9 protein-coding genes are annotated in these 12661 nt (G+C 47.2%); 2 read left to right on the top strand and 7 right to left on the bottom strand.

Features of this window, described 5'->3' with window-relative positions:
- Entirely contained in the window at positions 1-1737 is a 1737-nt protein-coding gene (locus AKJ31_RS17485; protein ID WP_053410361.1) for a methyl-accepting chemotaxis protein, read from the top strand.
- Between the two features lie 95 nt (positions 1738-1832).
- Here the strand turns inward: AKJ31_RS17485 and pheT are convergent, their stop codons facing one another.
- Positions 1833-4220 (bottom strand): phenylalanine--tRNA ligase subunit beta, encoded by a 2388-nt coding sequence (pheT, locus tag AKJ31_RS17480; RefSeq protein ID WP_053410360.1) that lies wholly within the window; start codon positions 4218-4220, stop codon positions 1833-1835.
- 18 nt (positions 4221-4238) lie between these two features.
- The gene (gene pheS, locus AKJ31_RS17475; protein ID WP_053410359.1) at positions 4239-5222 is read right to left on the bottom strand and encodes a phenylalanine--tRNA ligase subunit alpha; all 984 of its coding nucleotides are present in this window, start codon (positions 5220-5222) and stop codon (positions 4239-4241) included.
- A gap of 264 nt (positions 5223-5486) precedes the next feature.
- Here pheS and AKJ31_RS17470 point away from each other — a divergent pair, with 264 nt between their 5' ends.
- On the top strand, positions 5487-5969 hold the full coding sequence (locus tag AKJ31_RS17470; RefSeq protein ID WP_053410358.1) for a GNAT family N-acetyltransferase: 483 nt from the start codon (positions 5487-5489) through the stop codon (positions 5967-5969).
- Here the strand turns inward: AKJ31_RS17470 and AKJ31_RS17465 are convergent.
- From AKJ31_RS17465 to AKJ31_RS17445, 5 genes are all read right to left on the bottom strand, one after another.
- Entirely contained in the window at positions 5956-7065 is a 1110-nt protein-coding gene (locus tag AKJ31_RS17465; RefSeq protein ID WP_053410357.1) for a GGDEF domain-containing protein, read from the bottom strand. The genes AKJ31_RS17470 and AKJ31_RS17465 overlap by 14 nt on opposite strands.
- A 215-nt stretch (positions 7066-7280) precedes the next feature.
- Positions 7281-8450 carry a hypothetical protein gene (locus AKJ31_RS17460; RefSeq protein ID WP_425425100.1) on the bottom strand — a complete coding sequence of 390 codons (1170 nt, stop codon included), beginning with the start codon at positions 8448-8450 and terminating at the stop codon, positions 7281-7283.
- A 20-nt stretch (positions 8451-8470) separates the two neighbouring features.
- Positions 8471-9259: an outer membrane lipoprotein-sorting protein gene (locus tag AKJ31_RS17455; RefSeq protein WP_053410355.1), complete on the bottom strand. Its 789-nt coding sequence runs from the start codon at positions 9257-9259 to the stop codon at positions 8471-8473.
- A gap of 10 nt (positions 9260-9269) precedes the next feature.
- Positions 9270-11648 (bottom strand): efflux RND transporter permease subunit, encoded by a 2379-nt coding sequence (locus tag AKJ31_RS17450; RefSeq protein WP_053410354.1) that lies wholly within the window; start codon positions 11646-11648, stop codon positions 9270-9272.
- 176 nt (positions 11649-11824) lie between these two features.
- Entirely contained in the window at positions 11825-12613 is a 789-nt protein-coding gene (locus tag AKJ31_RS17445; RefSeq protein ID WP_053410353.1) for a TetR/AcrR family transcriptional regulator, read from the bottom strand.
- Positions 12614-12661 lie beyond the last annotated feature (48 nt).

The following is a 12661-nucleotide window of genomic DNA, read 5'->3' as shown; positions in this document are numbered from 1 at the left end:
ATGACGATTAACAACACGATGAAAGTAGTGTTTGGTGTAATTGGTTTGGGAATAATCATTAGTGTAGTAACCATCTTTCAGCTCAGCAGCCTTTTGCAAGAACTGGATGATATGGCCTCAGTACGCTATCAGTCCTATCAAGCGGCTGACGAATTACGCCAAAGCTCAGATGACCTAACTCGCTTAGGAAGAACATACGTAGTTACAGGGAACGAAGACTACGAGAAGATGTACATGGACATCTTAGCAATCCGCAATGGGGACATCCCCCGTCCAGAAAACTATCACACGATCTATTGGGATCTAGTGCTTAATTACGGTCAAAAACCGAAACCAGATGGTGAGCGCATCTCCCTCCATACCATGATGGAAAACTTAGGGTTTACCGAGACCGAATTCAAATTGCTCGAGGAAGCACAAAATAACTCCGACGCGCTCGTCAATATGGAAGTTAAAGCGATGAATGCCGTTAAAGGCCTGTTCCCTGACGCTAACGGTAACTATTCGGTACGTGGAACGCCAGACAATCAAATGGCGGTAGAGTTGCTGCATTCCAAGCAGTACCATCAAGAGAAAGCCAAAATCATGGCGCCGATTGATGAGTTTTTCAAAGAACTTGAAGCGCGAACTTCCGCTCAATTTGAAGCTCAAGCTCAACAGGTTAAAACAGTGGTGTTAATCGGTAACATCTCGTTAATCGCCGTGTTTGCCATTGCGATTCTTGGCTACGTAATGGTCAACCGCAAAGTGGTTAAACCAATCGATACCATGGCGAACATACTGCAAAAAGTGGACGATGATTCTGACCTCACGCTAAGAACCGACGATACTCGCAAAGACGAGTTAGGGATCATTAGTACCACCATTAATAAAGTGCTGGCAAGCTACGCGAATACGGTGAACAAAATTGACCAAGTAAACCGAACTATCTCGCATATTTCGGAAACGATGCAGGATATCACCCGAAAAAATATTGATTTAGCAGGTCAACAAAGCCAAGAGATGGAACTCGCCGCTACCGCGATGGAAGAGATGACCACAGCCCTTTCTAATGTTTCAGAAAACACAAACCTAGCTGAAGAGTATGCAGGCAGTGCCGAGAAAGAAGCAATTACCAGCAAAGAGGTGTTTGAAACGACCACATCTGACTTTAGTCGCTTAGAGTCAGAGTTTACGATTACCTCAGAGATCATTGAACATTTAGCGGAAGAATCCAATAACGTCGGTAATGTCCTTGATGTCATCAAAGGTATTGCTGAACAAACCAACTTGCTTGCCCTCAATGCCGCAATAGAAGCCGCTCGAGCGGGTGAACAAGGCCGAGGTTTTGCGGTCGTAGCAGACGAAGTTCGCTCGCTCGCCCAAAGAACTCAGGATTCAACCGGCGAAATTGAAACCATCATCTTATCTCTGCAAGATAAAGCTAAACAATCCACACAAACGATTCACAATAGCGCCGAGCAGATGCAGTTGACGAGAAGTAACATGGGCATTGCCAATGAAGCACTGACAACGATCAAAAACTCTGCGTCAGAGATTCATAACCTCAACACTTCTATCGCCGCAGCAACGGAGGAGCAGCTAACTGTTAGTGATGAGATATCGGGTAACTTGGCCAACATCAAGAACTTGTCGTCCGATATGAGTGATGCCATTAACCAAGTTGAGCCAATCGTGATTGACTTGCAAAACAACGTGAACGAACTAAATCAAGTGGTTATGCATATCAAACGCTAAGTAAGCCAATGCTTGTGGAGCGATCTTCACAAGAATAAGGCGAAAAAAAAACCTGCTAACAATTAGCAGGTTTTTTAATATCGTTTATTTACGATTTAGTCGCGCAGTGTTGCACCGAACTTCTCTGATACGTGCGCGACGATTGCTTCTACCGCACCCGCGATATCGGCATCTTCAAGCGTACGCTCAACAGATTGTAGGGTCAGTGCAATCGCAAGGCTCTTCTTACCTTCCTCAACACCTTTACCTACGTAAACGTCGAACAGTTTCGCGTCTTTCAGGAACTCGCCACCTTGCTCAAGACATGCTGCAACGATGTCACCCGAAGCAACAGCTTCATCAACAACGACTGCGATGTCACGACGGTTTGATGGGAACTTAGAAAGTTGTACCGCTTCTGGGATCACTTTCGTGTTGATCGCAGACCATTCGATTTCGAATACGATAGTGCGGCCATTCAGGCCAAACTTGCGCTCTAGCTCTGGGTGAACTGTACCGATTACACCTACTTCTTTGCCGTCTACGATGATTGCCGCAGATTGGCCTGGGTGAAGTGCTGGATGCTTCGCTGCTGCAAACGAGTATGCTTTTTCGTTCGCAGAAAGCTCAAGAATCGCTTCTAGATCGCCTTTCAGGTCAAAGAAATCAACAGTATTGGTTTCAATGTCCCAGTGCTCTTCACCGCGAGTACCTGCAATCACGCCTGCTAACATTGGCTCTTGGCGCATGCCGTTTTCTGCCGATTCACAAGGAATAAAACGTAGACCGTATTCGAATAGACGAACGCGTGGTTGCTGACGTTTTTGGTTGTGAACAACAGTATTCAACAGACCTTGGATAAGACCTAGGCGCATTGCTGACATTTCCGCAGAAATTGGGAATGGCAGAATCAAAGGCTCTACGTCTGGCACGATCAGTTTTTGCTGCTCTGGTTCAACAAAGCTGTATGTGATCGCTTCTTGGTAACCACGGTCAACCAGCAGGTTACGGACACGTTTAAGAGGAAGGTCCGCTTCTACGTGGTTGTGCATCTTAAGCGCAGCAACTGGGTGCTGGTTAGGAATGTTGTCGTAACCGTAGATACGGCCCACTTCTTCGATCAAGTCTTGCTCAATCGCGATGTCAAAGCGCCATGTTGGTGCCGTCGCGATCCAACCTGATTCTGTTGCTTCAACAGTCAGGCCAAGACGCTCTAGGATTTCTACCACGTCGGCATCAGGGATGTGATGACCAAGTAGGTTATCTAGCTTAGTGCGACGTAGTGCCACTGTGTTTGCTGTTGGTAGGTCTGATTCAGATTCTACCGCGACAACTGGTGCCACTTCACCGCCACAGATTTCAACGAGCAGTTCAGTTGCACGCTCCATTGCGCTTGCTTGTAGTGCGAAGTCGACACCACGTTCAAAACGCATTGAAGAATCAGTGTGCAGACCGTAGCTACGAGCGCGGCCACGGATGTGGTCAGGTGCAAAGAATGCACACTCTAGTAGCACGTCTTTTGTTTCAGACGTTACGCCGGATTCTTCACCACCGAAGATACCCGCGATTGCTAGCGCTTTAACGTGGTCTGCAACCACTAGTGTGTCCGCGTTTAGCTCTGCTTCTGTACCGTCTAGAAGAGTCAGTTTTTCGCCCTGCTCTGCCATACGTACTACGATGCCGCCTTCAATCTTAGCCAGATCAAATGCGTGCATTGGTTGGCCTTGCTCTAGCAGAACGTAGTTTGTGATATCAACCACTGGGTCGATTGAGCGAATGCCACAACGGCGCAATTTTTCTTGCATCCACAGTGGCGTTTCAGCTTGAACGTTTACGTTCTTAACAATACGACCAAGGTAACGAGGACACGCCGCGGACGCTTTAACGTCGATTGATACTGTGTCGTCGATTGCTGGCGCAACTGGGTTAACTGCTGGCTCAGTCACGTCTGCACGGTTTAGTACGCCTACTTCACGAGCAAGACCACGGATGCTGAAACAGTCAGCGCGGTTTGCTGTTAGGTCTACGTCTACCGTTACATCGTTTAGGCCCAGGAATTCGCGGAAATCGGTGCCGATGACTGCGTCTTCAGCCAATTCCATGATGCCGTCAGACTCTACGTCGATACCAAGTTCAGTGAATGAACAAAGCATACCGTGAGAAGGTTGACCACGTAGTTTTGCTTTCTTGATTTTGAAATCACCCGGAAGAACCGCGCCTACCGTTGCAACTGCAACTTTAAGGCCTTGGCGACAGTTTGGCGCGCCACAGACGATGTCTAGTAGTTCTTCTTCACCTACGTCTACTTTTGTTACACGTAGTTTGTCTGCGTCAGGGTGCTGACCACATTCAACAACGTGACCAACTTTAACGCCAGTGAATGAACCCGCTACAGGTAGAACGTCGTCTACCTCTAGACCCGCCATTGTAATTTGGTGAGTAAGCTCGTCAGTCGATACCGCAGGGTTTACCCACTCACGAAGCCATGATTCGCTGAATTTCATAGTGATAAATCCCCTGGATTACTTGAACTGTTTTAGGAAACGAAGATCGTTCTCGAAGAACGCACGTAGGTCGTTTACGCCGTAACGAAGCATAGTCAGACGCTCAACACCCATACCGAATGCGAAACCAGAGTACTTCTCAGGGTCGATGCCTACTGCGCGCAGAACGTTCGGGTGAACCATGCCACAGCCTAAAACTTCAAGCCATTTGCCGTTTTTACCTTTCACGTCAACTTCTGCTGAAGGCTCTGTAAACGGGAAGTATGAAGGACGGAAACGAACCTCAACTTCTTCTTCAAAGAAGTTACATAGGAAGTCGTGCAGAATGCCTTTCAGCTGTGCAAAGTTAACGTTCTCATCAACCAGCATACCTTCCACTTGGTGGAACATTGGCGTGTGCGTTTGGTCGTAGTCGTTACGGTATACACGGCCCGGAGCGATGAAGCGGAACGGAGGTTTGCCGTTTTCCATCGTACGGATCTGTACACCAGATGTGTGAGTACGCAACATCAAATCTGGGTTAAAGAAGAAGGTGTCGTGGTCAGTACGAGCTGGGTGATCTTCTGCAATGTTCAGCGCATCAAAGTTGTGGAATGCGTCTTCAATTTCAGGACCAGACTCAGTATTAAAGCCTAACTCACCAAAGAACTGTTCAATACGCTCAACTGTACGAGTTACAGGGTGTAGACCACCGTTCTCGATACGACGACCTGGTAGAGTTACATCGATAGTTTCTGCTGCTAGCTTCGCTTCTAGCTCTGCGCGTTGTAGTGCGTCTTTACGAGCAGCGATAGCTTGCTGAACAACGCCTTTCGCTTTGTTGATCTCTTGACCAGCTTCACGGCGCTCTTCTGGTGGTAGTTTACCTAGGCTTTGAAGCTGAGCCGTTAGCTCACCTTTTTTACCTAGATACTGAACACGCACTTCATCAAGTGCGACTAGCGAATCTGCAGCTTCAATTGCTGTGCTCGCGTTAGCAATGATCTCTTCTAGATGTTGCATCGTTTCCTCATCTACCTATGCCCACCTGCAAAGTAATAGGCATAAGTGGTAGTGTCCATTCTGGGTATCGCGTAGCAAAGCCGCCAATACCCGACAGGGATTTTTGGTCTATAAATAGCTGTACATAGTAACGAATGACAGGTGCAAATCCAAACTGAAATGCTTTTATTTAACGCCTTTGGTTGAAATTTCGTCCCAACGCTTGATAAAAGAGGATTTAACACCCACCTAAATAAGACGGACTCAGCAATCAAGGTGCAATCAATGGAAATCAAAATCACCCCTATTACCCCATCTCAAGATGATGCAATTTGCAAGATCATCCAATCTGTCGGGGCAGAATTTGGCGCGATTGGTGAAGGGTTTGGCCCCTCTGATGCCGAAGTCGAGGCCATGAGTAAACACTACACATTGAGTGAGAAAAGTTGTTATTTTGTCGCAAGCGTTGATGGCAAGGTAATGGGTGGTTGCGGGATTGCACCGTTCAATCAATCCGAGCAGCTTTGTGAGCTCAAAAAGCTCTTTCTGCTACCAGAAAGTCGCGGCTTAGGGTTAGGCAAAAAACTGAGTGAGCACTGTTTGGCATTCGCAAAACAGCAAGGCTTTGAGCAATGCTATTTGGATACTCTCACGAGCATGACATCAGCCATTAAGCTCTATGAGCATCTCGGCTTTGAACATTTAGACAAACCGATGGATGGCACCGAACATAATGGCTGTGATGTGTGGATGCTTAAATCTCTATAGTGGCAACGCGGTTGCGTCCTTGAGATTTAGCCGCGTACACCGCATTGTCTGCTTGCTTGATCAAATCATTATAATCCGCCATGTCAGAACTCTTCTCTGCAACACCAACACTGATGCTGCCGTGCCATACACCGGCCCCAGTCTGAATCAGCATTTCAGACACGGTTTGGCGGGTGATTTCGGCGATATACACGCCGCCTTGCAAATCGGTGTTCGGACAGATGACAAAAAATTCATCGCCACCGAGACGACACACCAAATCATCACTACGGAAGCTGTCGCTTAAGGTTTGCGAAAGCTCGACCAATAATCGGTCGCCCGCGTCGTGCCCCGCGCTGTCGTTCACTTGTTTAAAGTTATCTGCATCAATCATAATGCAAACTAACGGCTCAGCGTTTTGCTCCGCTTCATGCCAATAGGCTTTCAGTTTGCGTATCGCGCAGCGACGGTTAGGCAATTGGGTTAAAGAATCGGTAAGCGATAACTCTTCAAGCTTTTTGTTCGCGTTTGAAAGTTGGCGGGTACGCTCGGTGACTTTATCTTCGAGGTTTTGGTTCAGTTCCAGCAGGGCTTTGTTGCGGTCAGACACCTGTTCAAACAAACCTTTCAGCGCTTTAAGTAGCGGTTTGGTTGAGCTGTCTTGTTTTTTCTCTTCTTGTTCATAAGCGACTTTTGGATCGACGCCCGCTTCAATCTGCTTGATTTGGCGAGACATATTTTGATCAATACCCAAAATATGGTAGGCAAGCCAATGGATCAAAAAATTAAGAAGTTGCTCTGACGCTTGTTTGTTTTCTTCGCTGATGAACGCCTGCATGCTGACAATGTCAGACATAAATGCGCGGTGAATGTTGATATGCTCTTCGAGATGTTGATGGTAGATCCCTGCTTCACGCATCAACTGCTCTTCTTCTTTGAAATGAAATTCGGAGTAGCGCGATAGCTCAAACAGCGCGATGCGAATATCTTGCAAAGAGATATTGTTATCCGCGATGAGCTCTCCATAGCGGTTGATAATCTCAACCAAATATTGGTGCTGATCATCAACGTCCCCGATCCCCGTTTCGTAGCAATTGTCCCATTGAAATGAATTCATCCGTTTCAGCCTTTGTTGTCCACACCAAGAGTACGTCATCTAACAAAGCGTGACGCTTTTTATCCTTATTAAGCGAGTGGATTTTTACATAGCTTGTGAGAGATGCTAAGGCTGGAAAGACAAAAAGCGGAGCTAGATCAGCTCCGCTTATTGATATAGATATTAACTGCACATTTCGTAGCCGAATTGGAGTAATGCTACTAGGGCGTGTTGACCTAGAAATAATATTCCAAAGAGACTTCGATGAAGTCGTCTTTACGGCCAAAGTAGAGCAAATCATCCGGTGTGTCATTTTCAAACAACCAGCCGTCGATTCGCCAACTCAGATGATTGGTTAGGCGACTAGAGGCTTCGAGCTTTGCGTTGTAAACATCGCTATTATCCAAGTCTTGAGTAACTCCGAACAAGATCTCTGTGCTGTCTGCATCATTGAGTGCTAACCGCGTGCCGAGGAACATGTCATTTTGACCGATAGTCTGCGAGTTATTGCCGCGGCTATCGTAAAGATATTCGGCGATCAGGCCAACATCCCACACGCTACCCAATGCTCCGACAACCGTGTACTCAAACCCAGTCACCACACCAGTATGATGGTGTAGGCTGTCGCGATAAATACTTTCCAGCTTCCACAGCCAGTCTCCAACAATCCCTTGGACATCCAACCCAAACTGTTTAGCTTGAACGTAGTACGGCTTTAGTTCACCAGAATCAAAACGATAATAAGGATCGCGGTCAGTCCCTTGAAAGTAACTGACACCGACATCCCAATCACCGATCATCTTGGAATAGCGCGCCGCAAAATCCAAATGATTCTGCTCTCGCGATGACTCGTAGAGCCCATCCTCTGAGACTGCAATGGTTGGTCTCAAGCGGCCATCACTCCCAGCAAACGTACGTTCACGAAAGTACGGCAACATCATCGCATCCAGCGTGCCCCACTCTTTTATTGAAGTGAAATGAAGCATTGGTTGTCCCAGCTTATCTTCACCATCAACCGCTTCAATCGCATCTGTTTGGTTAACCACATCGACTAAGTGTGCCGATTCGGTGACGCCCCAAAACACTTTGCCGATACCAGCCCGCAACTCGTAGTCATCCCAGTAGGTTAAGTACAACGCTTCGCGAATATCACCATGACTACGTTCGTCATCCAAGCTATCGAGACGATAGAATGGCGTGAAGGTAAACTGCGATTGTTCGCCGATTTCCCAAAATAGTTCGGGTTGCAGAACCAGCGAACTCTGACCTTTATCCTGACCTTGTAAGCCATCAGAGAAAAACTGTCGGTGTTCTAGGTTTAACTGCCCAGACAGCTCAACACCGTGGCATTGCAGCGTCACCAAAGTCAGTGCAGCGCTACCTGTTAGCCGGGCAATAACACTCATTGCTTGTTTCATGGGACTCCTTATTTCACGCGCTTGAGGATATTTTTCTGGAAGTCTTTGTCACCCAGACCCGTTTGGAAGCTGAGTTCACTGGTGGTAAGAAGCGTACTTTTTCCTGACTGATGATTGACCATACTCATCGTATGCGCTCGCCAGTATTTATCTAAATACTGTTTGTAATCGGAGAAAGTCAGCGTTTTTAGTAACGCGGCTTTGCGGTCGTAAAACTCAATTTTCAACGGTCGATAGTGCTGTTGGTCAAGCCACACTAACTGCTTGGTGTAGCCTGAGTTTTTGTCCGTCGGCACTTGCTCAACCAAGTAAGTCGCAAAGCCATCCAACTCTTCATCACCGATATAGTTGAAGCGGTACTTTTCCAACTCAAACGAGCTTAAATCTTCATAAGCGAACTCACTGCCCATAAACGGACCCGATTTATTGCGGGAAGAGATGCGTTTTACGCGTTTTAGCGCTGGTAAATAGAGCCATTGATCATCTGCTTGAGTGACGTGAGAATGGTTTAGAAAAGCCGTTCCTTTCACGTCTCTTGGCTCGTCAAAGATCGTCAGACCTTTATCACCGTCACCGTCCACTTCCAGCGAGTTCAAACGCATTTCGCGCGTGCTGCTCTCTCCTTGTGCGTTTTTGAGGATCATCTGCATGGTTGCCATTGAGTCTCCCCAACCTTCATCACGGGCTTTACGCTCCGTGGCGATCTCTAAGCCGCGTTCCGGTGTAGCGAATGTTTGCGCAGAGCAAAGAACCAACGCCGATACAGAGATTGCTTTAATCATTGATAGTGTTTTCATTATTCATCCCTTAGTTTTGAATCTGTGGAGTCACATTGTTAGCAGGTGTCGCTTCACTCTTTTCCGACTCGGCGTAACTCGCGGTATCGAATCGCATCAGCAGGGCTGGCAAGAAGACAAAGTCGACCACTAACGCCAAGAAGATCACCATCGCGCTGAGCTGTCCCATATCTGCATTCAGTCTGAAACTCGACATCGCTAGGACTAAGAAACCAGACACCAATACCACTGTGGTGATCCATAACGCGCGACCTACGGTGTGGAAGGCATAGCGCACCGCTTCTTCCGCCGATTGACCCATTTTGCGTGCGCGTTGGTATTTCGACAGGAAGTGCACCGCATCATCGACAACGATACCCAAGGTCAACGTCACCACCACCGATAAGCCAAGGTTAATTTCACCTGAAAACAGTGCCCAAACACCAAAGCCGATAACCGCTGGCGCAATGTTAGGGACGATGCTGATCATACCCAGTCGGAATGAACGCAACGCAAATACCATCAAAGCGGAGATTAAGATCAATGTGATTGGCAAGGTTGAAAGCATGCTCGCCATGTTGGTTTCACCAATGTGGGCAAACATCAGTGATGGACTCGAAGCGACGACCTCATATTGCGGCGCAGTTGACGCAAACCAGTTGTAGATTCTGTTTTCTAAATCCACCAGCTCAACACTGCCGAGATTATCGGTAGTCAGGACCATCTTGATTGAAGATTTGTCGACATTGACCTGGTTATTCAAATCCAAGCCGTATGGCAGAGACATCTCGTACAGCAACAAATATTGCGCGGCGAGTTCACGCTCTAAAGGCAGGCGGTAATAGCTTTCATCATCAGCGTGCATGTTTTTGTTCAAACGCTTGTAGACATCTGACAAAGACGCCACGTGGTCGGTTTCCGGTTGGTTACGCAGCCAATCGGTAAAATCGCTGATGGTTTTCAAAAACTCAGGGTCGGCGATACCTTGTGACTCATTGGTTTTCACCGCAATGCTGATGTTCGTCATACCGCTAATATGATCTTCCATGAAGTCGGCGGCTTGGCGGAACTCACTACTGGTATCAAAGTACTTCACCGATTCGTCATTGACTCTATTCAATGGAATCAAAGCAGCGGTTGCAGCGATCACTAATACCGAACTTGGTAGCAGCCATTGGCGATACTTAACCACCAAATCGCCCAGTTTATCCATCACATCAGACGGCGCTTGCTCACCTTCTGGCTGCGGCTTGATGCGAATCGGTAGCAGCTTGAGCATCGCAGGCAACATAGAGACGGAAAGGAAGCAGGCGATCATAACGCCGAGTGCCGCCAAATTACCGAAGTCACGCAAGATTGGTGAATCAGACATATTCATCATCAGGAAGCCGATCGCGGTAGTGACCGAAGTGATCATGATCGGGACAAAGTTAATGACGATACTCTGATCGATCGCGTATTGCTTGCTATGCCCTTTTTTCATGTACTGACGCATGGTCGAGATCACGTGGACACAGTCGGCCACAGCAAGCGTCATCACTAGCGTGGGAATGTTGACGGTTGAGGTACTAAGAAATATACCGACCCAGCCTGAGATACCAAACGTTGCGAGCACCGACATAATAATCACCGCAAGCGTCGCTACGACACTCAACAATGAACGCAACATAGCGGTGAGGAAGACTAATATCACCAGCAACATGGTCGGGATCAGCGTCATACTGTCTTCCTGCGCCGAGTCCATAAACGCGTAGTTGAGCGCGACAATACCCGCTTTATGAAACTCTACATTCGGATACAGTTGCTGGTACTTAGCAATCAGTTGGTCTGAGCTGTGGCTGATCTCCAGTATTTCCGCCGTCTCATCCAACTGCGGCAGTTGCAGCGTAATGTTGACCACTGCAACATCACCGTTACGTGACACCAACGAGTCTTTCACCACTGGTTCTGATAGGGCAATTTGCTTAATTTTCTCAATCCGCTCTGACGTAAGTGGATAATCTTCCAGTAACAAGTCTTCAACGATCAGATCATCTTGATACGCTTCGGTATGCTGGTAGTTAGCCAACGAATCAACGCGGTTAGAAAAAGGAATTTGCCACGCGTCTTGGGTAATTTGCTGCAGCAAAGTAAGCGTTTCAGGTTCGAAGACCGTGCCGCTTTCTGGTGCGATTACGATCGCGAGGTTGTCAGACTTGGCAAACGTCGTTTGTATCTCGTCAAAGGCTCGCAACTGAACATTGTCATCCTCAAAAAAGATACTGTAGTCACCTCTGAAGTAGAGGTTTTTTGCGCCTATCGAAGCCGCGATAAGTATGAGCATCGTTGCCAATAACACCCACCAACTAAATCGCGTCGGCAACGTTAGCCAATGAGTTGCCGCGTCTGGGGTTGAGTTATTCGTCGTCATCACATTCTCCATTTAATGACGTTTCGTCAAAATAAGTGATATAAAAACCAGCAAATGCTGGTCATCAAGCAAAATTTCGGACACAAATATCCGTACAGATTGCTTTTATCAAAAATTGACGATTCGTCACCAAAGGAGATTTAAAAAGCCCACTCTGGGCTTTTTAAACTGCGATGCTATCTGCCGACCGACTCGAGATACTCCAATTCTTCGTGGAATAGCTCTTGTTCTACACGGCGCCAAGTCTTACGGTAATCCCACTCAGATGAGAGCGGTTTCCAGTTCAGACCATCAAGCAACATATTCGCATTGTTCAGTAATGAATAAGGGTCATGTATACGGTTAATACAACGGCTATTTGACGCATTTTGCGCGAGCGCATTCGAACCAAATGCGAGAGACCAGTTCGCAAACACAATCGCATCAGAGCTGATACCGGGTGAGAATTTCAAATCCCCTGCTTGCACAGCATTGGTAACCAACAAATCCGCTTCGTCTATGATCTGCTCTTCGAGCTTATTGAGTTCATTCACACGTTCAGGTGACGCCTTTTCTAATACCCAAGGGCTCTTAGCCATGATTGGGCAAGTAGACAACACTGGCTCCATCCGCGCATAAACACTAAAGCTAACGTGCATTGCGATGATTCGTTCTCGTGTCGAACCTTCAAATGCCGCCGCTCTAGCAAACAGTGCACTTTCCCTTTTTAACGAGTGAATGCACAACGCGAGGATAGCGTCCTCTTTGCTCGAAAAATGATTGTAGATAGTCCCTTTCGAATAGGCACTCGCAGCGGTCAACTTATCCATTGTTAAGTTGCTCCACCCTTGCTCTCTTACGATAGACTTCGCCAACAGCGTCAGTTCAACTTCTCGATCCGCTATCGCTTGCTGCTTTTTGGTTAAACCCACACCACAGCCGCCACTATCTTTCTTGTCATTTTTACTACAGCTAAAGCCAAACATGATTAATCCGTCTCTTTGAAGCTCCTTACACGTACCGATTGTAACACG

This window comes from Vibrio hepatarius (assembly GCF_001274785.1).
In the GTDB taxonomy this organism is placed as follows: domain Bacteria; phylum Pseudomonadota; class Gammaproteobacteria; order Enterobacterales; family Vibrionaceae; genus Vibrio; species Vibrio hepatarius.
This window is presented reverse-complemented; position numbering and strand designations above follow the sequence as displayed.